The sequence below is a fragment of the Streptomyces sp. L2 genome (assembly GCF_004124325.1).
Taxonomy (GTDB): Bacteria; Actinomycetota; Actinomycetes; order Streptomycetales; family Streptomycetaceae; genus Streptomyces.
Genome location: NZ_QBDT01000001.1, coordinates 6,347,178 through 6,366,855 on the forward strand (window position 1 = coordinate 6,347,178; position 19,678 = coordinate 6,366,855).

At 73.4% G+C, this 19,678-nt stretch carries 16 protein-coding genes and 1 pseudogene; 7 read left to right on the forward strand and 10 right to left on the reverse strand.

Going from position 1 to position 19,678, the window contains the following annotated elements; genetic code table 11:
• Positions 1–598: 598 nt before the first annotated feature.
• The 3 genes and pseudogenes from DBP14_RS28405 to DBP14_RS28415 all read right to left on the reverse strand — a co-directional run.
• Positions 599–1,570 (reverse strand): annotated as a pseudogene (locus DBP14_RS28405) (glycosyltransferase family 2 protein); the annotation flags it as partial.
• Positions 1,567–2,388 carry a glycosyltransferase family 2 protein gene (locus DBP14_RS28410; RefSeq protein WP_129309947.1) on the reverse strand — a complete coding sequence of 274 codons (822 nt, stop codon included), beginning with the start codon at positions 2,386–2,388 and terminating at the stop codon, positions 1,567–1,569. The pseudogene DBP14_RS28405 and the gene DBP14_RS28410, both read right to left, overlap by 4 nt.
• Positions 2,389–2,780: 392 nt before the next feature.
• Positions 2,781–3,215: a hypothetical protein gene (locus DBP14_RS28415; RefSeq protein WP_241741055.1), complete on the reverse strand. Its 435-nt coding sequence runs from the start codon at positions 3,213–3,215 to the stop codon at positions 2,781–2,783.
• 243 nt (positions 3,216–3,458) lie between these two features.
• On the opposite strand from DBP14_RS28415, the gene DBP14_RS28420 reads away from it, so the two are divergent.
• A complete protein-coding gene (locus DBP14_RS28420; protein ID WP_129309948.1) occupies positions 3,459–4,265 on the forward strand; it encodes an SGNH/GDSL hydrolase family protein in 807 nt (268 codons plus the stop codon).
• Between the two features lie 164 nt (positions 4,266–4,429).
• Here the strand turns inward: DBP14_RS28420 and DBP14_RS28425 are convergent, their stop codons facing one another.
• The 3 genes from DBP14_RS28425 to DBP14_RS28435 all read right to left on the reverse strand — a co-directional run bounded on the left by DBP14_RS28425 (position 4,430) and on the right by DBP14_RS28435 (position 8,999).
• Complete coding sequence (locus DBP14_RS28425) at positions 4,430–5,962, reverse strand: nickel transporter (RefSeq protein ID WP_206739370.1); 1,533 nt, start codon at positions 5,960–5,962, stop codon at positions 4,430–4,432.
• Positions 5,959–7,110 (reverse strand): tetratricopeptide repeat protein, encoded by a 1,152-nt coding sequence (locus DBP14_RS28430; RefSeq protein ID WP_241741056.1) that lies wholly within the window; start codon positions 7,108–7,110, stop codon positions 5,959–5,961. The genes DBP14_RS28425 and DBP14_RS28430 overlap by 4 nt, the downstream gene beginning before the upstream one ends.
• Before the next feature lie 350 nt (positions 7,111–7,460).
• Positions 7,461–8,999 (reverse strand): DUF4331 domain-containing protein, encoded by a 1,539-nt coding sequence (locus DBP14_RS28435; RefSeq protein WP_129309950.1) that lies wholly within the window; start codon positions 8,997–8,999, stop codon positions 7,461–7,463.
• A 209-nt stretch (positions 9,000–9,208) separates the two neighbouring features.
• Between DBP14_RS28435 and DBP14_RS28440 the strand changes: the two genes are divergently transcribed.
• The 3 genes from DBP14_RS28440 (at position 9,209) to DBP14_RS28450 (ending at position 10,956) form a co-directional block, all read left to right on the forward strand.
• Positions 9,209–9,751 (forward strand): sigma-70 family RNA polymerase sigma factor, encoded by a 543-nt coding sequence (locus DBP14_RS28440; RefSeq protein ID WP_129312135.1) that lies wholly within the window; start codon positions 9,209–9,211, stop codon positions 9,749–9,751.
• Entirely contained in the window at positions 9,748–10,560 is an 813-nt protein-coding gene (locus DBP14_RS28445; protein ID WP_129309951.1) for an anti-sigma factor, read from the forward strand. The genes DBP14_RS28440 and DBP14_RS28445 overlap by 4 nt, the downstream gene beginning before the upstream one ends.
• 126 nt (positions 10,561–10,686) lie before the next feature.
• A complete protein-coding gene (locus DBP14_RS28450) occupies positions 10,687–10,956 on the forward strand; it encodes a hypothetical protein (RefSeq protein WP_129309952.1) in 270 nt (89 codons plus the stop codon).
• A gap of 42 nt (positions 10,957–10,998) precedes the next feature.
• Here DBP14_RS28450 and DBP14_RS28455 read toward each other — a convergent pair whose 3' ends face one another.
• The 4 genes from DBP14_RS28455 to hmgA form a co-directional block, all read right to left on the reverse strand.
• On the reverse strand, positions 10,999–12,189 hold the full coding sequence (locus tag DBP14_RS28455) for a CaiB/BaiF CoA-transferase family protein (RefSeq protein ID WP_129309953.1): 1,191 nt from the start codon (positions 12,187–12,189) through the stop codon (positions 10,999–11,001).
• Between the two features lie 202 nt (positions 12,190–12,391).
• On the reverse strand, positions 12,392–13,549 hold the full coding sequence (locus DBP14_RS28460; protein WP_206739372.1) for a type ISP restriction/modification enzyme: 1,158 nt from the start codon (positions 13,547–13,549) through the stop codon (positions 12,392–12,394).
• A gap of 18 nt (positions 13,550–13,567) precedes the next feature.
• Entirely contained in the window at positions 13,568–14,314 is a 747-nt protein-coding gene (locus tag DBP14_RS28465) for a GntR family transcriptional regulator (protein WP_129309955.1), read from the reverse strand.
• A gap of 26 nt (positions 14,315–14,340) precedes the next feature.
• Positions 14,341–15,657 (reverse strand): homogentisate 1,2-dioxygenase, encoded by a 1,317-nt coding sequence (gene hmgA, locus DBP14_RS28470; RefSeq protein WP_129309956.1) that lies wholly within the window; start codon positions 15,655–15,657, stop codon positions 14,341–14,343.
• A gap of 160 nt (positions 15,658–15,817) precedes the next feature.
• Between hmgA and DBP14_RS28475 the strand changes: the two genes are divergently transcribed.
• The 3 genes from DBP14_RS28475 (at position 15,818) to DBP14_RS28490 (ending at position 19,598) form a co-directional block, all read left to right on the forward strand.
• Positions 15,818–16,351, forward strand: a complete 534-nt coding sequence (locus tag DBP14_RS28475) for a hypothetical protein (protein ID WP_129309957.1) — start codon at positions 15,818–15,820, stop codon at positions 16,349–16,351.
• A gap of 64 nt (positions 16,352–16,415) precedes the next feature.
• Complete coding sequence (locus DBP14_RS28480; RefSeq protein ID WP_129309958.1) at positions 16,416–17,033, forward strand: TetR/AcrR family transcriptional regulator; 618 nt, start codon at positions 16,416–16,418, stop codon at positions 17,031–17,033.
• A 258-nt stretch (positions 17,034–17,291) separates the two neighbouring features.
• Positions 17,292–19,598 carry a molybdopterin oxidoreductase family protein gene (locus tag DBP14_RS28490; protein ID WP_129309960.1) on the forward strand — a complete coding sequence of 769 codons (2,307 nt, stop codon included), beginning with the start codon at positions 17,292–17,294 and terminating at the stop codon, positions 19,596–19,598.
• Positions 19,599–19,678 lie beyond the last annotated feature (80 nt).

Below are 19,678 nucleotides of genomic sequence, written 5' to 3' on the forward strand. Positions count from 1 at the left end.
GCCCGCTGGCCCCTTCGGTCTTCGCGCTCCCGGCGGACCCGGCGCCCGCCGTGCTCCCGGCGGTACTCCCGTGGGCCTGTGCGGCCTGGCCGGCCCGCGCGGCCGTCGGCGGCCCGCCGGGCCGTTCGGCCATCGCGCTTCCGCCGGACCCGTCGGCCGCCGTGTCCGCGGCGCTCCCGTGGGCCTGTGCGGGTTGGCCGGCCTGCGCGGTCGCTGCCGGCCCGCTGGCCCCTTCGGTCTTCGCGCTCCCGGCGGACCCGGCGCCCGCCGTGCTCCCGGCGGTACTCCCGTGGGCCTGTGCGGCCTGGCCGGCCCGCGCGGCCGTCGGCGGCCCGCCGGGCCGTTCGGCCATCGCGCTTCCGCCGGACCCGTCGGCCGCCGTGTCCGCGGCGCTCCCGTGGGCCTGTGCGGGTTGGCCGGCCTGCGCGGTCGCTGCCGGCCCGCTGGCCCCTTCGGTCTTCGCGCTCCCGGCGGACCCGGCGCCCGCCGTGCTCCCGGCGGTACTCCCGTGGGCCTGTGCGGCCTGGCCGGCCCGCGCGGCCGTCGGCGGCCCGCCGGGCCGTTCGGTCCTGGTGGTCCCGTGCACACCCTCGGCCATGTCGATCGGGACCACCGTGAACGCCGGTCCGCCGCGGCGGGAGCGTACGCCGCCCATCACGTAGCCGCTCGCCGCCGTGAGGACGCCGGCGACGATGGCGGCCGCGCGGCCGGCGCCGCCGGGGCGGGCGAGCAGGGCGTCGCGCAGCCCGCGGGCGACGCCGGCGGGCAGGACGCGGGTGGTGTACCGGCGTTCGGACTCCAGGCCCTTGACAGCGCCGACGCTGCGGGCGACCAGCGCCTTGGACAGGCCCTCGGCGTAGGCGCGGGTGCGGAAGTACGCGAAGTGCTCGCGGGCCGCGGGCACCCGGTGGTGGATCACCGCGCGGTCGTCGATGAGCAGGACGGCGTCCGGGCGGGCGCGGGTGAGGCGGATGCACAGTTCCGTCTCCTCGCAGCCCAGCGGGCGCCGGTCGCCGTCGCGGCCGATGCCGGTGGCGAACCCGCCGGCCGCGTGGAACGCCGTACGCCGGAAGGAGGCGTTGCCGCCGAGGACGTTACGCACCCGGACCCGGCCGGGCGGCAGGCCGCGGTAGGTGCAGCCCACCACCCAGTCGAACTCCTCCGGGAACCAGGCCGGGCGCCGGCCGGACGCCCAGACGGGTTCCGTGCGCCCGCCGACCGCCAGCACGCGCGGGTCGGCGTAGCCCTCGGCGAACCGGCGCAGCCAGTCCCGTTCGGCGACGGCGTCGTCGTCGAGGAACGCGATGACCTCGCCGTCGGAGGCGGCGATGCCGGTGTTGCGGCCGGCCGACAGCCCGCGCGGGCCGGCGTTGGGCAGCACCCGGACGTCCCCGGCCTCCTTGTACTCGCGGCCCAGCCGGTCCAGCAGGGCAGGGTTGTGGTCGACGACCAGGAGCGTCTCGCGCGCCCGGTACGACTGCGCGCGCACCGAGGCGACCGCCGCGAGGATGTCCTCCCAGCGGTCCTCGGTGTACACGCAGATCACGACGGAGATGCCGGGATCGCTCAAGACACTTCTCCCCGCACCGTGTCGAGCAGGGGGGAGTGCTGTTCCTGGCGGCGCAGCTCCCGGCGGTTGGAGCGCTCCTTGAGGATCACCTTCAGCACGCGCAGCCCGTCCCGCACGGCGCGCAGATTGCTCGCGCCGTGGATGCGGAGGTACTCGTGGCTGGGGATCTCCTGCACCTTCAGCCCCGCCTTGACGACTCTGATGTTCATCAGGGTCTCGACTTCGAAGCCGGTGCAGTCCAGCTCGATCTTGTCCAGGCAGTGCCGCCAGAACGCGTTGTAGCCGTAGCAGAGGTCGGTGTAGCGGGCGCCGAACTTGCGGTTGACGGTGGTGCACAGCGCCCAGTTGCCGAGCTTGCGGATGAACGTCATGTCGTCGGTCCCGCCGCCGTTGGCGAAGCGCGAGCCCTTCGCGAAGTCGGCGCCGGAGACCAGCGCGGAGACGTAGGACACGATCTCGTTGCCGTCGGCCGAGCCGTCCGCGTCGACCATGACGATGATGTCGCCGGTGCACGCCTCGAACCCGGTGATCAGGGCATCCCCCTTGCCCCGGCCCCGCTGCTCGACGACCCGGACCGCCGGCCACAGCGAGCGGGCCACCTCCACGGTGTCGTCCGTGGAGTTGCCGTCCACGAGCACCACTTCGTGTATCCAGTCCGGAAGTGTCTTGAAGACGTACGGCAGGTTCTCCGCCTCGTTCATGGCGGGAATCACCACGCTCACGGGCGGCGTGATCGCCAGGTGGGAGGAGATGGGCCGGTAGTCGGCGGCGGTCAGCGGATCCTGGCCCGAACTAGGCGGGCGCAGCACGGAACTCATGGGTTTTTCCCTCTCGTCCGGTGGACCGCCCGCCCCTGGGCGGCCCGGCTGTGTGTCCGGTTCGAAAGGGGGGTTCTCATCGTCGGCACGGCACGGCGGACCGCCCGTGCGCTCGGATGAGCTGGCAAAGCTGGCCGGCCCGCCGGAATGAGAACGGCGCCCGGTCGCGCGGCACGGCCCGGCCACCGATGCGGTCACCGAGCACGGCACCCCCCTACCGCGCCCCGCGCCGGTACGTCACGGCCCTGAGCCCTCCCCTGAACCGTGTGCTGACGGACCGATGCGGGTGAGATGTACGACGGTATTGACGGTTGAAGCGGAATAGCAAGACCTGGAACGAAGTCTCACTATTTTCGTTGGTTTGACCCTTACAGCACGTTAGCCGACTTTGTTCACCCTTGCGGGCGTTTTGCCGAACGGGCCTTTTCCCGGACGAGGGCCGGGAGCAGCAGGGCGAGGCTGAGCGCGGTCACCGCGACGACCCCGCCGCGCACCGACCAGCGGTGGACGGCCAGCATGCCCTGCGCCACCAGCATGTTGAGGACCACCGAGCCCGCAAGGGCGCTCAGGGTCCGGCCGAAGATTTCCAGCCCCCGCAGGTGCGCGGCGATGGCCGCGGCCGGCGCCACGAGCAGGAAGAACAGGGTGCACGGAGCGCGCAGCGGTGAGCCGTAACCGGTGAGTGCGAGCGTCGCGCCCACCGCGGCGACGGCCGTGGCGGCTCCCGCGAGCAGCGGCGTCAGGCCCCTCCCCGGACCCTGCCGTGCCCCGTCGGCGCCGCGCTCGGCGCCGTCTGGTGAAGGTGTCTTGATGTGCAAGGTCTGCATTGGCGTCTTTGCCCCCCGACGCGCCGGATGCCGGGCTTCAATGTCGCGCAGCCGCACAAGCGCCGTCAAGACGACGGTCCGCCTTTAAACCTTCATTCCGGGCCACGTCGGGCACTTTCGAACATGATGTCGGGCGCCCCGAATCTAGTTGAGAACCGGAAAAATTCTTGTCATGGACACTTCCTGTCAACGCGCGTAGCTGGTACGACAGTTAAGGCAGAGATCCTGCTAAAGGGAGGTTCCATGAGACGTTCCCGACTTACCGGATTCGTGACCTCGCTCCTCCTCGCCGCCGGCCTCGGTCTCACCGGGGCCGCTTCGGCGCAGGCCTCCTCGACAGCCGTGAGCGGCGGCTACGTGGCGCTCGGCGACTCCTACTCCTCCGGAGTGGGCGCCGGCAGCTACATCAGCTCCAGCGGCAGCTGCGACCGCAGCACCAAGGCGTACCCGTACCTGTGGAACAGCGCCCACTCCCCGTCCTCGTTCGCCTTCAACGCCTGCTCGGGCGCCACCACGGACGACGTCCTCGCCGGCCAGCTCGGCTCGCTGAACTCCTCCACCGGCCTGGTCTCCATCACCATCGGCGGGAACGACGCCGGGTTCGCCGACGTCATGACGACCTGCGTCACCTCGTCCGACAGCACCTGCCTGTCCCGCATCAACACCGCGAAGGCGTACGTCGACTCCACACTCCCCGGCAAGCTCGACAACGTCTACAACTCGATCAGGGCCAAGGCCCCGTCCGCCCGCGTGGTCGTCCTCGACTACCCCCGCTTCTACGAGCTGGGGCAGTTCTGCATCGGCCTCTCCGACACCAAGCGGTCCGCCATCAACAACGCCGCCGACGAGCTGGACAACGTCATCCAGAAGCGCGCCCTGGACCACGGCTTCGCCTTCGCCGACGTCCGCTCGGCGTTCTCCAGCCACGAGATCTGCTCCGGCAGCTCCTGGCTGCACAGCCTCAACTGGCTGGACATCGGCGAGTCGTACCACCCCACCGCGGCCGGCCAGTCCGGCGGCTACCTCCCGGCCCTCACCAGCGCCGCCTGACCCCTCGGGTACGCCCGTAGGGGTGAACTTCGAGGGTGAACTTCCGGAGCGACCTCTCGCGCTCGGTTCTCAGGACGAGTTCGGAGGTGACGCGTGAGACCCCGCCCGGCGGGGTCTCGCCGTCGTACTGGCGACCGAGGGCCTCGAAGCGTCTTCCGGGTTACTCAGCCGAGCGCGGTCGCGGCCCCCTTCAGCACCAGTCCGGCGCCCAGGACCACGACGGTCAGCGCGGACACGAGCGGCACCCCGCGCCGCGCCAGTGAGGCCAGCGGATGGGCGGTCCAGCTCGGCCGCCGCCGCAGCACCCGGGTCAGCCCCGACCCCAGCCGGACGACGGCGAACCCGGCCGCCGTCAGCGTCAACGCCAGCCCGGCGCCGTACGCCACCACCAGCAGCAGCCCGAACCAGGCCTGCCCCAGCGCCGCCGCGCCGACCAGCACGACCACGGCGGACGGGCTGGGCACGAGCCCCCCGGCGAACCCGAGCAGGATCGTGCCGCGCAGGGTGGGGGCGGCGGGGTGGGTGTGGGGGACGCCGCCGTGGGTGTGGGTGTGGGTGTGGGGGTGGGGGTGCGGGCCGTGTTCATGGCCGTGTCCGTGCCCGTGTTCATGACCGTGCCCGTGGCCGTGCCCGTGATCATCCCCGTGCCCGTGGTCCCGCGCGTGCCCGTCCCCCCGGTGGCGCCAGGCCCGTCGTACGAGGTTTCCGCCCGCCGCGAGCACCAGCGCCCCGCTCGCGATGCCCAGCCAGGCGATCACCGACGGCGTGGCCGCCGAGCCGGCGGTGACGAGCAGGCCCAGGGCGACCACGCCGAGGGTGTGGGTCACCGTGACCGACGCGGCCAGCGGCAGCACGTCCCGCAGCCGGGCCCGGCCGCCGCGCGCGGCGGCGGCCGCGGCCATCAACGTCTTGCCGTGCCCTGGGGCGAGGGCGTGCGCCGCGCCCAGCACGAGGGCGATGAGCAGGGCGAGCGCGGCGAAGCCGAGGGTGAGGTGGTGGCGTGCGACGAGCCCGTCGAGGGCCCGCGTCCAGCGGTCCGCGCCGCGGGGCAGCACGGCGGCCCCCGGCGCGTCCTGCCGCTCCCGGGCGAGCGCCGGCCCACCGGGCCGCACCCGCAGGGAGGCGGTCGCGGTGTCGGCGGGGGAGGACAGCAGGTCCCGCGGATAGCTGGTGAGTTCGTGCGAGACCGAGGTCCTGGGCACGTCGGTCGAGGTGAGCGTCATCCGGTCCCCGCGCGCGGTGATCTCCCGCCAGCCGGGCCCGCCGGCCGCGCCCCCGCTCCGGAAGCGCACCGCGACCGACGTGTGCCGGGGGAGCCGTGCGGTCAGCCGGCACTCCACGCGCAGGGTGTCGAGGCCGGCCTGGCCGGGCCGCGGCCGGGCGCGCCCCGAGCCGACGGTCAGTGCGGCGGGCCGGCCGTCGACGGTGAGCCGGCTGTCCTCGGCGGCCCGTCGGCACCGCTGCTCGGCCCATCTCCCGAGGCCCAGCCGGGAGATGTCCGGCTCGGCCTGGGTGGCCGGGATCTCGGCGAGATCCTCCACATGGTCGACCCGGAGCTGCCCGGGGGCGGCGACGAGACCGTCGTAGCGGTTGACGGTGAAGTTGCCGAGGGGGTGCGCGCTCGCGGCACCGGCCGGGAGCAGCGCCAGCCCGCACCCGGCGAGCAGGACGAACGGCAGCCGGAACCTCGCCCTCACTCCGCCGCCTCCAGTGCCTTGCGGGCCTCGGCGGCACCGAGCGGGGAGAACCCGGGGTTGAGCTCCAGGGCGGCGGCGAGGGAGGCCCGGCCGTCCTTCCGGTGGCCGGTGGCCAGCTCGATCATCCCGCGGTGATACAGGAAGGCGGCGTTGCGGTAGCCGGTCGCGGTGGACCGGCGGGCGTAAGGCAGCGCCTGCTCGTCGTGGCCGTTGACGTGCAGCGCCCAGGCGAGGGCGTCGGCGGTGTGCACGGTGTGGCGGCGGGACCACTCGGCGCGGGCCGCGCGCAGGGCGGCCTTCTTGTCGCCGTGGTCGGCCGCGGCCAGTGCCGTGTCGAGGTCGGCGTCCACGCCGTTGGCGCGGGCCAGCGCGATCCAGGCGTTCACCAGCGCGTACTGGTCGTGGGCGCGCGCCCGGTCACCGGCCCCGCCCCGGGCCTCGTACAGCTCACCGAGGACGACGAGCGGCGCGGGCAGCGGATAGCGGGCCACCACCGTCTCCATCCCCTTGATCGCCTCGGCCCGCCGGCCGGTCGCCGCCTGCGCGCGGGCCCGGCCCTCCAGCGCGGGCACGTAGGTGTCGTCGGCGGCCAGCGCACGGGCGTAGTAGTCGAGCGCCCCCTGGTAGTCGCCCTGGTTCCAGGCGAGCTGTCCGAGCTGGGCGGCCACGTAGGCGACGTCTCCGGGTGCGGTGGCGCCGGACAGCGCCTGCGTCAGGACCTTCCGTGCGGCCTTCACGTCGCCCCGCAGCTCCCGCACGTACGCGTACCGCGTGAACACCGGCACGCCCGGCCTGCGCGCGTCGGCGGTGTCGGCGGCCCTGGACGCCTCGCCGTACCGGCCGAGTTCGACCAGCGCGTCGATCCGGGAGGAGAGGGCGCGTTCGCTGTACGGGTTCCGCTTCAGTGCCCGGTCCGCACAGGCCAGGGCGCCCGCGAAGTCGTGCCGCGCGGCGGCGAGCGCGGCCTGCCCGGCCAGCGCCTGGTCGTTGCCCGGGGCGAGGGCGAGGGACCGCTTCAGCGCCTTCTCCGCCTGCGGGTACCGCGCCGGATCCCCCTTGGTCCGCGCCTGCTCGTCATAGGCCAGCCCGAGCGTCGCCCAGCCACCCGCATCCCTGGGCTGCACCCGCAGATGCCGCTGCAACGCCACGACGCTCGCATCCAGATTCCCGCCGCTGAGCATTCCGGGGTCGACCTCCCCGGACGCGCCGACCGGGGCCCCCGGACTCGCACCCCGCCCCGCCCCTACGGCAACGGCGGCACCGGTCATGGCGGCGGCCAACAGAACTGCGCAGCCGGTGAGTTGAGCGGCTCGCCAACCCGCAGGCCGGCGAGCCCCGGGAGCCGGAGGATTCTTGTCGTCACTCGTACACGGAGACATACCTCTCCTGCCAAAGTAGGTGGGGGAAAGCGCCCCTTAAGGGACGCGGGGCTGTGTCGATATGCGGCTCCGCCGCGTGGGCGCGAAAGGCCCCGACCGGCCCGCGGCCAACGAACTGCCTAGTACGGCCTCCGCACCCGCCTCCGCCACCAGGCAACCCCCGCCCCCAGCACCAAGATCCCCGCCGCTCCGGAAGCCACCGCCGCCGCGAGCACAACCGTGCCGCCGGACCCCGAGGTCCCATCGCCCGGCCGCAGGGCAGCGCCCAGCGCACTCCGCACATCCGCCCCCGCAGGGACCCCCTTGGCCAGCGCCCCCCGCGACCCCGACGTGGGCTCGGCGACATACGGGAAGTGTTTCCCGAACCCCTTGTCGTTCGAGTTCACCGCGTCGCCCAAGTCGTTCTTGGAGCCCACCAGTTCACCCTCCATGACCTGCAGCGCCTCGTCGACCACGTCGTCGGTGAGCCGGCGGCCGTTCGGGAAGCCCGCGTTGTCCCCGTCGAGGACACCGAGCCGCTTGGGGTGCGCGGCCGGCTTGACCGAGGTGTTCAGGCGCAGCTCCTCCGCGGGGCGCACGCCCGGCGGCTGGTTGAGTCCCTTGACGCCCTTGAGGAACACGTCGACCAGGTCGTTGCGCGGCTCCGCCGGCGCCTTGATCTTGTAGATGCCCTCGACGAGCTTCGGCAGCTCGGGGCCGGTGACGTTCTTCAGGAACTGCGCGTCGTACGCGGGCTGGGACGCGTTGAACCGGTCCTTGTCCTTCTGCGGGTTGACCACCTCGTTGACCAGCGGGTTGCCCAGGCGCGAGACCTGCGCGTAGTACCCCTGGGCGTTGCGCCTCCGGGTGGTCGACCAGATGCCCACGACCGGCTGCTTCGACGACTCGCGGATCAGGTCGTTCGGCACCTGAAGGGCGATCGTGTTGACGTTGTAGCCCTTGAGCGTGTCCCGGCCGACCTCGCTGAGGTTCCCGCCGTACAGCAGGTCGAAGACGCGCAGGTCCAGGAAGAACGGGTCGTCCGCCTGGCCGGCGAACGTCGTGGCGCCGGCGGCCGTCCGGTGGACCGCCTGCGAACGCAGGGTGCCGTAGGACGGCATCGACGCCTTGCCGACGTCCGACGGCGCGACCGGCACGTCGTCCGCGAGCTTGGTCCGGGACATCACGTGCTCGCCGCGGAGCCGGAGCAGATCGATGTCGTAGGTCTGCGTGATGTTCAGGTCGGGGTCGTCGAGGCTGGTGACCGGGCCGGTGTTGTAGAGGAACGTGTCGCCGTTCTTCCGGTGCGTGCGGAACGTGTAGCGGAAGACCATGTCGTCCTTCGCGTCACCGTTGTTGTCGACGTGGAGGTCGTACTGGGCGTCGTCCGCGAAGGTGTAGAAGTTCGGTCCGCCGGCCGGCTCCTCGAACGGGATCCAGTTCGCCACGATCGTCGTCGTGTCGGGCTTGTCCGGGCTGACGAACGCGTACAGGTCCGTGTTGTCGTACTGCGGGGTCCCCGAGATCAGCGGGGCCTCCCGGTGGGAGGAGGCGGTGGCCGCCCCGGGTTGCAGTGTGGCGACGCCGGCGGCCGCGAGCCCGCCGGCGGCCAGCGCGCCGCAGATGAGCGGGACCAGGCCCTTGCGTCCCGTGCCGCCCCTGGAGATGAGAGGTGTCATGCCGTCCGTCCTCCGTGCCGACTTGCTTGACGGACGGGTATACGGAGCGGCACGGAGGACCGGATTGGTCGGCCGGGAAGAATTTTTTCCGCCGCGGCAGACCCGCGTTTTCCGCTCCCGGATCCGTAACTACCCACCGGAGGTGTGCGTTCGTGCGGATGCGTGGGGTGCGGGGCAGGGCCGGCTGCGGCCACGGAGCGGGGGCCGGGGTGGAGGCGGACGAACTGCTGCTGCTCGTGGCGGGCGGCGACCACCGGGCGTTCGAGGAGCTGTACGCCATCGTGTCCGGGCCCGTGTTCGGACTCGTCCGCCGGGTCGTGCGCGACCCCGCCCAGTCCGAGGAGGTCGCCCAGGAGGTGCTGCTCGAACTCTGGCGCTCCGCCGCCCGGTTCGACCCGCGCCGGGGCAGCGCCCTGTCCTGGATCCTCACCCTCGCCCACCGTCGCGCCGTCGACCGGGTGCGCAGCGCCCGCGCGGCCGGCGAACGCGAGCAACGGGAGGCGCTGCGGGCCGGTGAACCCGCCTTCGACCAGGTCGCCGAGGAGGTCGAGGCCGGACTGGAACGCGAATGGGTCCGCCGCTGCCTGACCCGGCTCACCGCGCTGCAGCGCCAGTCCGTCACCCTCGCCTACTACGACGGCTACACCTACCGCGAGGTGGCCGAGCGGCTCTCCCTGCCGCTCGGCACGGTCAAGACGCGGATGCGCGACGGACTCAGCCGGCTGCGGCAGTGCCTGGGAGGTGCCGTATGAGCCTCCTCGGCCGGCTGCTGCGCCGCGAGAACCCGCACTCCCTCGCCGCGCCCTACGCGCTGGACGCCCTCGAACCCGGCGAGCGGCGCCGCTTCGAGAAACACCTGGCGGGCTGCGACCGCTGCGCGGCCGACGTCCGCGCGCTGTCCGAGGACGCGGTGCGCCTCGCCTGGTCCGCCGCCGCCCCGGCACCCCCCGCCCTGCGCGAGCGGGTACTGGCCGCCGTCCGCGTCACCCCGCAGGACCGGGTGCCCGCCCCGGAGCGCACCTCCCAGCTGCCGGCGCACGTCTGGGGCGGCCCGCCACCGCCCACGCGCTCCCGTACGCCCCGGCCGCGCCCGAGGTTCGCGCCCCTGGCCACCGCGACCGCCGCGGCGGCGCTCGCCGTCGCCTCCCTCGTCGCGGTCCAGGCGCACCGGACCCAGGACCGGCTGGACGTCGAACGGGCCCAGGCACGTGAGATCGCCCACGTTCTGGCCGCTCCCGACGCCCGCGCCGCCACCGGCGCGGACGCCCGCGGACGCGGTATCGGAGTGATCGCCTCCGTATCCCGCGGAGAGGCCGTCGTCACCCTCAGCGGATACGGCGCCCCGCCCGGCGGCCGGGTCCGGCAGCTCTGGCTCACGCGCCCCCATGTGCAACCGCGCTCCCTCGGGCTCCTCACGGGCGACACGCCCTTGGTCGCCAAGGACCTTGACCCCGCTTCGGCGTCACTCGCCGTAACCGTCGAGCCTGACGGAGGGTCAGCGCAACCCACCAGCCAGCCCATAGTCCAACTCACCCTGAAATCGGTCGGATTCGGAGAGTAGTCAGCGGTGGATGGTCAACCTCCTTACGGGGAAGGTCAATCCTGTGGCCGAGATACACGCGTGCCCCGATGGGGCGATAGGGTTACCCTGCCCGGGCCGGGTGGACTCGTACGGGTGGGGAGTGACATGGAGCAGATAACGATGCGCAGCAGGGCGAGGGTCCCTGCTATCACCTGCGGCAGCAGCGCGACCAGTTCGCGCCTCGACCGCCATCTCTCGGTGCTGGGCGGTCCCGCCATACCGCAGCGGGAGACGGTCGAGGCCACCTCGCTGATGCGTGAGCTGACCGCACGTGACACCACGCGCAAGCGCAGCGACCGGGGTGCGCGGGTCCGCCGTGTCTCCCTCTTCGCTCCCCTGCGCCGGCTGCGCCGTTCGCTGTTCGGCGGGCACTGAGCGCACCCGCGGCCGCCGTCGGCCGTCTTCGAGGGCCCGCGCTCAGGCCGCCACACCGTCCCGGCGCAACGCTGCGATCTCCTCGTCCGTCATCCCCGCGGCCCGCAGCAGCGCCGAGGTGTGTTGTCCGAGTGCGGGCACCTCGCCCATCCGTGCCTCGTCCCCGCCCGGCAGGGTGATCGGAGGCAGCAGAGTCCGCAGCGGCCCGACCGGCGAACCCACCTGACGCCACCGCTCCCGGGCCGCGAGCTGCGGGTGCTCCGCCAGCTCGTGCAGATCCCTGAGCCGGGCACAGGCGATGCCCGCCTTCTCCAGCCGGGCCACCGCCTCCTCCGCGTCCAGCACGCCCAGCGCCCCCGCCACCAGCTCGTCGGTCCGCTCCCGGCGCGCCACCCGCGCCGCGTTCGTCGCCAACTCCGGATCCGTCCCCAACTCCGGCCGCCCTATGACCTGTTCGGCCAGCCGGCGCCACTCCCGGTCGTTCTGCACCGACAACAGCACACGGCCGCCGTCCGCCGTCGGATAGGCGTCGTACGGCGCGATGACGGCGTGCGCGAGACCGGTGCGGGCAGGCGGCTCACCCCCGTGCATCGCGTGGTGCAGCGGATGCCCCATCCACTCGGCCAGCGCCTCCAGCATCGACACCTCGACCGGGCCGCCCCGGCCCGTCGTGCCCCGCCGCACCAGTGCCGCCAGCACGCCCGAGAACGCGTACATGGCCGCCGCGATGTCCGCCGCCGGGATCCCCGCCTTGACGGGCTGCTCCGGCGTCCCGGTCACCGACACGAGCCCGGCCTCGCACTGCACGAGCATGTCGTAGGCCCGCTTGCCGGCGTACGGCCCCGAGCCGCCGTAGCCCGAGATGTCCACCGCGATCAGCCGGGGATCGGCCGCGCACAGCGTGGCCGCGTCCAGCCCGAGCCGGGCCGCGGCCCCGTGCGCCAGGTTCTGCATGAACACGTCCGCGTCCGCGATCAGCCGTCGTACGACGGCCAGGCCGCGCGGGTCCTTCAGGTCCAGCGCGATGGACTCCTTGCCGCGGTTGCACCACACGAAGTGCGAGGCGAGGCCGCGGGCCGCGGTGTCGTAGCCCCGGGCGAAGTCGCCGCCGTCGATCCGCTCCACCTTGATGACGCGGGCGCCGAGGTCGGCGAGTTGTCGTGTGGCGAAGGGGGCGGAGACGGCTTGTTCCACGGCGACCACCGTGAGGCCGTCAAGGGGGAGAGGTTCCATGGGGTGGATGATCTCCCGTGAACGGAGGTTTGTCAGCGGGGGGTGTGTTGTGGGCGCGGGGTCGCCGTGGGGGCGGGCGTGCGCCGGCGGGTGCGGGTCGCGGGGGTTCTTCGCGCCCACGCGGCGGAGCCGCATATCGACAGAGCCCCGCGCCCCTTTGGGGCGCGTTGGGCTTGGCCGCCGTTGGAGGGGTGGCTGTCCTCTACAGCAGGGCGAACTGGCCTTCGGGGCCTTCCTCCGGGTGGTCCAGGACCGAGGCCGGGCGGTGGGAGGTGGCGGGGGCGGGGAGGATGGCGGCCCGGCGCAGGTCCGTCGCCGTGATCGGTGCGGTCGGCTTCAGGTCCGCTCGGCGCTTCCGTACGTCCGAGAGCAGGGCGAGGACCGTGATCAGTTCCAGGAGTTCCGAGGTCCAGGTCTGGGGCCAGGACGGTGGGCGGATCGCCGCGAGGGTGCCTGGAGCGGCCGGGGCCGTGCGGGCGGTGAACCAGGCTTCCAGGACCCGGGCGCCGGCCACCTCGTAGTCCCAGGCGGCCGGCGGGACGGGGGAGACGCGGCCCTCACCGAGCAGGAGGGTCTCCTCGTCGCGGTCGTAGTCGAGGGTGAGAGGGCGGGCCGGCAAAGGTGCGCGGACGTAGGGGCGCCGGCCGCCCGGCAGCTTGGGGCGTTCGCCGTCGCGGCGCATCAGCCACAGCATACGGCGGCCCAGCTCCACTCCCGAGGCCCACAGTTCCGGATCCTCGGTGAGCGGCACGGTCAGATCGGGGCGGGTCGCGGCGAGGATCCAGGCCAGCACGTCCACCGGGGACGGGCGGGTGCCGAGGCGGGCGGCCAGAAGGTCCAGCAGGCCCGGCGCCAGGTTCGGTTCCGCTCCGCCCGGCCGGCGGTGCAGCGGTCGGATGGTGCCCAGGCGCAGGACGGGCAGGCGGGAGGTCGCGAGGAGGGGTACGTCGTCGGGGGTCTCCACCACGAAGACCTGCCGCTCGTCCGCCACCCGCCACAGTTCCGGCCGGGCCGTGTCCACCAGCCGGTGGTCCGGGATCAACCACTGCTCGTCGAACGGCGCCGCCAGCACCCGCACCGGCTCGGCACAGGGCCCCGCGGCCCGCACCAGCCGCTCCGTCCCGCCACCGCCCTGACCGGGCAACCGCGCCACGGCGGAGTGCGGCGTACGGGACCGGCTGGGCTCGAACAGCGCCTCGCGATCCGCCACTTCGGCCTTCAGCAGCGCGTCCCAGCGAGCCTTCAGCGACCGCACGTCCGGGCCCACCGGCCAGCCCCGCCCCACCCGCAACGGTGCGACGGACCACGGCATGAGGTCCGCCAGCAGCGGAGCATCGTCGTCGTACGTCACGCAGGGCATGCTACGACAGCGGAACGTTCACGCCTCCAGCGTCACCGTGAACGAGAAGCGGTCCCCCCGGTACTGGATGACCGCCACGTCCAGCACTCGCCCGGCGCCGTCGTACGTCACCCCGGTGTAGTGCAGGATCGGGCTCAGCAGCGGCACTTCCAGCAGACGGGACGTCTCCGGGTCGGCCAGTCTCGCCTCCACCGTGTCGGTGATCCTGCCGATGTCCGCCCCCACCACGTCCCGCAGCACCTTCGTCATCGGCCACCGCACCAGATCGTCCAGGTCGATGCGCCCGGCCAGTTCGGGCCGTACGTGGTTGACGGCGTGGTTCGTCGGCTCGCCCGTCTTCTCGTCGCAGCGCAGCCGGTGGTACGTCGCCACCTCCGTCAGATCCGGGAAGTGCTCGGCGAGATGCGCCGGCACCGGGGCCCGCCCGTGGTCGAGCAGTTCACTTGTCATGCCGGACTGCTGGGCCACGATGGCGTCCACCGAACCCAGCAGCCGCACCGGGGCGCCGCGCCGGGCGTCGGGCTCGATGAACGTGCCGCGCCGCCGGTGCCTGCTGATCAGCCCCTCGTCCTCCAGTTCCTTCAGCGCCTGCCGCATCGTCAGCACGCTGACGCCGTAGTGCTCGGCGAGCCGCTCCTCGGTGGGCAGGCGCAGCGGGTCCTGCGGCGAGCGGCCCAGTATCGAGGCGCGCAGCGACTGCGACACCTGGTACCAGAGGGGCAGCTTGCGGTTCAGGACGATCGAGTCCGGGGCGAAGGAGGTCACGGGCTATCCGTACCTGTCGAGGGCGGTCAGTGCAACGGACGGAAGTGCTTCTCCAGGCCCTGCCACACGTCGTCGTAGCGCTGCTGGAGGTGCTCGGCGCCCGCAGCGTGCGGGGTGAGCGTGACCGGCCAGCGCGTCTCGAACATGAACGCCAGCCCGTCGTCGATCTTCTGCGGCCTCAGCTCGGCCGCGCTCGCCTTGTCGAACGTCTCCCGGTCCGGACCGTGCGCCGACATCATGTTGTGCAGGGAGCCGCCGCCCGGCACGAATCCCTCGGCCTTCGCGTCGTAGGCGCCCTCGATCAGGCCCATGTACTCGCTCATCACGTTCCGGTGGAAGTACGGCGGCCGGAACGTGTCCTCGCCGACCAGCCAGCGCGGCGCGAAGGCCACGAAGTCGACGCCCGCGAGGCCCGGGGTGTCCGACGGGGAGGTCAGGACGGTGAAGATGGACGGGTCCGGGTGGTCGTAGGAGATGCTGCCGATGACGTTGAAGCGGCGCAGGTCGTACACGTAGGGCACGTGGTTGCCGTGCCAGGCGACGACGTCCAGCGGGCTGTGGTCGTAGGTGGCCGTCCAGAGGTTGCCGCAGAACTTGTTGACCACCTCCACCGGGCCGGCCACGTCCTCGTACGCCGCGACGGGCGCCCGGAAGTCACGGGCGTTCGCGAGGCCGTTGGCGCCGATCGGGCCGAGGTCGGGCAGCCGGAACGAGGCGCCGTAGTTCTCGCAGACGTAGCCGCGCGCGGAGTCGTCCAGGAGCTCCACCCGGAAACGCACCCCGCGCGGGATGAGCGCCACGTGCGCGGGTTCCACGTGCAGCATGCCGAACTCGGTGTGCAGCAGCAGACCGCCGCGCTCGGGGACGATCAGCAGTTCGCCGTCGGCGTCCGAGAAGACGCGCTCCATCGAGGAATTGGCGTGATACAGGTGGATGGCCATGCCGTTGCGCTGGGTGGCGTCGCCGTTGCCGCCGAGCGTCCACAGGCCGGCCAGGAAGTCGGTCCCGGCGGCCGGCTCGGGCAGCGGGTTCCAGCGCAGCCGGTTCGGGTCCGGCACCGTCTCGGTGAACGGGCCGCCGCGGAGCGCGCCGTTGTCCATCCGCCGGAACGCGGGGTGCGCGGCCGACGGGTGGATGCGGTACAGCCAGGACCTGCGGTTGTGCGCCCGGGGCTCGGTGAACGCCGTGCCGCTCAGCTGCTCCGCGTACAGGCCGAGCGGCGCGCGCTGCGGCGCGTTCCGTCCCTCGGGCAGGGCTCCGGGCACCGCCTCCGAGGCGTGTTCGTTGCCGAACCCGGAGAGGTACGACAGTCCCTCGGCGGTCTTCCGTGCGTCCCCGCTCATCATCGCTCCCTTGCGTGCTTGCGTTCCGCATTCCTATGGAACACCGTAGGAATACGTGGGGGCGGGCGCAAGAGGGCCCCATGGTCTCCTTCGTGAGGACGGCGAGAACCAGACTTCAGGGGGATCCGGCCGGCGCGGCGTTGTTCTACGCTCCCGGGCTATGGCGTGGAGGTCATGGACGAGAGGGCTGCTCACCGCGGGCGCGGTGTGCCTCCTGCTGCCGTTCGGCGCGGGAGGGTGCGGGACCGGTGCGGCGCGGGGCGGCGGCAGCCCGTCGGCCTCGCCGGTGGGCAAGGTCCTGGACGACACCGACGAGAGCGGGCGCCACCTGCGCGAGGTCGGCAAGGACGACGCACCCGAGGTCGGCATCGAGGTCGCCCCCGACCCGGCGGGCGGCTGGAAGGTGCGGCTGCGGCTGCGGCACTTCCGCCTCTCCCCGGCCGGTACCGCGGCCCGCCCGGCCGCCCACCGGGGCCTCGCGTACCTGTTCGTCGACGGCCACCGGGTCTCCCGGCTGCGCACCCCCGCCCACCACCTGAGCCTCCTGCCGCACGGCACCCACCACGTCACCGCCCGGCTCTACGCCGACGACGGCACGGTGTGGGCCGTCCACGGCAAGCCGGTCGAGAACACCGCCGACATCACCGCGTCCGGCGCGGAGACGGAACAGCCGGCGCCGTCCGCGTCGAAATGAGTGCCCGGGCCGTCCGGGCGCGTACCGAGGGGCGAGGTACACCGGTTCCCGGCGGAAAGGCATCATGAAGTCCGTGCCCCACGCGACATCCCTCCGCCGCGCGCCCGTCCAGCGGCGCAGCGCCGAACGGCTGACCAGGATCCTCGACGCCTGTGCCGGCCTCCTCGACGAGGTCGGCTACGACGCCCTGAGCACCCGGGCGGTGGCCCAGCGCGCCGGGGTGCCGATCGGCTCGGTCTACCGTTTCTTCGGCAACAAGCGGCAGATGGCCGACGCCCTCGCCCAGCGGAACCTGGAGCGCTACACCGAGGGCGTCACCGAGCGGCTGAGGGAGGCCCGGCAGGGCGACTGGCGGGCCGCCATGGACGCCGTGCTCGACGAGTACCTGGCGATGAAGCGCACCGCGCCCGGGTTCTCCCTCATCGACTTCGGCAACCAGATCCCGGTCGGCGCCCGCAAGAGCGAGCCCAACACCCGGGTCGCCGACCGCCTCACCGAGCTGCTCGCCGACTACCTGGGCCGCACCTCCGACCCCGATCTGCGCCGCGTCTTCCTGGTCGCCGTGGAGAGCGCGGACAGTCTGGTCCAGCTCGCCTTCCGGGTGGACCCGCAGGGGGACGCGGGGATCATCGACGAGACCCGCGAGCTGCTGCGGGCGTATCTGGGACGCGTCCTCGACTGAGCGAGCGCCGGCAGGCGGGCTGCGGCCGGCGGGCTGCGGCCGTGACGGGAGGGGCCGTGACGCGGGCGGCCGTGACGGGAGGGGTCGTGACGCGGGCGGCCGTGACGGGAGGGGTCGTGACGCCGGCGGCCGTGACGGCAGGGGCCGTCGGGTGGATCCGGCTCAGGGGGCTCCCCTCCATGCCTACCGGTCGGTATGCTCCCCTTCCGAGCCCGCCCGTGCCCGCGCGCGGCGCCGCCGAACCCTAGGGGAGGACCCGTGTCCCGCACCGCCCTGCGCATCTGCCCCCTCTGCGAGGCCACCTGCGGGCTGACCCTCACCGTCGAGGGCAGCCGCGTCACCGGGGCCCGCGGCGACCGCGAGGACGTCTTCAGCAAGGGGTTCATCTGCCCCAAGGGCGCTGCCTTCGGCGCCGTCGACTCCGACCCCGACCGGCTGCGCACCCCCCTCGTCCGCACGGACGGCGTCCTGCGCGAGGCCACTTGGGAGGAGGCCTTCGACGCGGTGGCCGCCGGTCTGCGCCCGGTCGTCGAGCGGTACGGCCCCGACTCCCTCGGGGTGGTCCTCGGCAACCCCAACGTGCACACCATGGCCGGCGCGCTCTACCCGCCCGTCCTGCTCGGCGCGCTGCGCACCCGCAGCCTGTTCACCGCCTCCACGGTCGACCAGATGCCCAAGCACGTCTCCAGCGGACTGCTCTTCGGCGACGCCAACGCCATCCCGGTGCCGGACCTCGACCACACCGGCCACCTCCTCCTCATCGGCGCCAACCCCCTGGAGTCCAACGGCAGTCTGTGCACCGCCCCCGACTTCCCCGGCAGACTGAAGGCGCTCAAGGCGCGCGGCGGCCGGCTCACCGTCATCGACCCGCGCCGCACCCGCACCGCCAGGCTCGCCGACCTGCACATCGCCGTCCGGCCCGGCGCCGACGCACTCCTCCTCGCCGCCATGGTCACCGTGCTGTTCGAGGAAGACCTCGTCGACCTCCGCGACCTCGCCCCGCACGTCCAGGGGGTCGGCCAAGTGCGGGACGCCCTGCGGGAGTTCACACCGGAAGCGGTCGCCGAACCGTGCGACGTCGACGCCGCCGCCATCCGCGCGCTCGCCCGCGACCTCGCCGCCGCCCCGGCCGCCGCCGTCTACGCCCGCATCGGCAGCTGCACCGTCCCGCACGGCACCCTCGCCAGCTGGCTGGTCGACGTCCTCAACATCCTCACCGGCAACCTCGACCGGCCCGGCGGCGCCCTCTTCCCGCAGGCCGCCACCGACAGGACGCCCCGCCCGGCCGGCCCCGGCCACGGCTTCGCCCTCGGCCGCTGGCACTCCCGGGTCCGGCGACTCCCCGAGGCCAAGGGCGAGTTGCCGCTGTCCGCGCTCGCCCAGGAGATCGACACCGCCACTGAGGACGGCGAGCCCGTCCGCGCGCTCGTCGTCGTCGCGGCCAACCCGGTGCTCTCCGCGCCCGACGGCGACCGGCTCGACAAGGCCCTGGAATCCCTCGACTTCATGGTCTCCGTCGACCCCTACCTGGGCGAGACCTCGCGCCACGCCGACGTCGTCCTGCCCCCGCCGCCGCCCTCGCAGAGCCCGCACCACGACTTCGCGTTCAACACCCTCGCCGTACGCAACCAGGTCCGCTACACCCGCCCCGCCGTCCCGCTGGAGCCCGGCAGGATGGCCGAGACGGAGATCCTCGCCCGGCTGATCCTGGCCGCCACTGGCATGCACGGCGCCGACCCCGCCGCCGTCGACACGACGGTCATCGACCAGACCCTCGCCCAGGCCGTCCAGCAACCCCACTCCCCGGTCCACGGCCGCGATCCCCGGGAACTCGCCGCGCTCCTCACCGGCGACACCGGCCCCGAGCGGCGCCTCGACCTGATGCTGCGCCTCGGCCCTTACGGCGACGGCTTCGGCGCCCGGCCCGACGGGCTGACCCTCGACCGGCTGCTCGCCCACCCGCACGGCATCGACCTCGGCCCGCTGCGCCCCCGCCTGCCCCAGCCGCTGAAGACGGTGAGCGGCCAGGTCGAGCTGCTGCCCGCGCCGATCGCCGCCGACCTGCCCCGGCTGCGCGCCGCCCTGGCCGAGCGCCCCGCCGGACTCGTCCTGGTCGGCCGCCGGCACCTGCGCTCCAACAACAGCTGGATGCACAACGTCCCCGCGCTGACCGGCGGCACCAACCGCTGCACCCTGCACATCCACCCGCGGGACGCCGAACGCCTCGGCATACGCGACGGCGCACCCGTGCGCGTCAAGGGCGCCGGGGGAGAGGTGACCGCGCCCGCCGAGGTCACCGACTTGGTCCGGCCCGGCGTGGTGAGCCTCCCGCACGGCTGGGGCCACGACCGCCCCGGCACCCGGCAGGGCCACGCCGCCACGGTCCCCGGCGTCAACGTCAACCAGCTCCTCGACGGCAGCCTGCTCGACCCGCTGTCGGGCAACGCGGTCCTCAACGGCGTGCCCGTCGCCGTCAGCGCGGCCCCCGAGGCCCCCGGGGCGGCCCCGGCGGTCCCGGCGGTCCCGGAGGCCCCCGTGGCCGAAAAGCTCAGCCCTGTGACCTGAGCAAAGCTGTGACCTGCAATTCTGCGCTTATTGTTCGCACGGCAACGTCTTGTTAACGCCGTTCTGACAGACCTAACGTC

Excerpts from the sequence above, each read along its gene's own strand:
- DBP14_RS28410 (WP_129309947.1), bottom strand. The coding sequence starts at position 2,388 with ATGAGTTCCGTGCTGCGCCCGCCTAGTTCGGGCCAGGATCCGCTGACC.
- DBP14_RS28415 (WP_241741055.1), bottom strand. The coding sequence starts at position 3,215 with ATGCAGACCTTGCACATCAAGACACCTTCACCAGACGGCGCCGAGCGC.
- DBP14_RS28420 (WP_129309948.1), top strand. The coding sequence starts at position 3,459 with ATGAGACGTTCCCGACTTACCGGATTCGTGACCTCGCTCCTCCTCGCC.
- DBP14_RS28435 (WP_129309950.1), bottom strand. The coding sequence starts at position 8,999 with ATGACACCTCTCATCTCCAGGGGCGGCACGGGACGCAAGGGCCTGGTC.
- DBP14_RS28445 (WP_129309951.1), top strand. The coding sequence starts at position 9,748 with ATGAGCCTCCTCGGCCGGCTGCTGCGCCGCGAGAACCCGCACTCCCTC.
- DBP14_RS28450 (WP_129309952.1), top strand. The coding sequence starts at position 10,687 with ATGGAGCAGATAACGATGCGCAGCAGGGCGAGGGTCCCTGCTATCACC.
- DBP14_RS28455 (WP_129309953.1), bottom strand. The coding sequence starts at position 12,189 with ATGGAACCTCTCCCCCTTGACGGCCTCACGGTGGTCGCCGTGGAACAA.
- DBP14_RS28460 (WP_206739372.1), bottom strand. The coding sequence starts at position 13,549 with ATGCCCTGCGTGACGTACGACGACGATGCTCCGCTGCTGGCGGACCTC.
- hmgA (WP_129309956.1), bottom strand. The coding sequence starts at position 15,657 with ATGAGCGGGGACGCACGGAAGACCGCCGAGGGACTGTCGTACCTCTCC.
- DBP14_RS28475 (WP_129309957.1), top strand. The coding sequence starts at position 15,818 with ATGGCGTGGAGGTCATGGACGAGAGGGCTGCTCACCGCGGGCGCGGTG.
- DBP14_RS28480 (WP_129309958.1), top strand. The coding sequence starts at position 16,416 with ATGAAGTCCGTGCCCCACGCGACATCCCTCCGCCGCGCGCCCGTCCAG.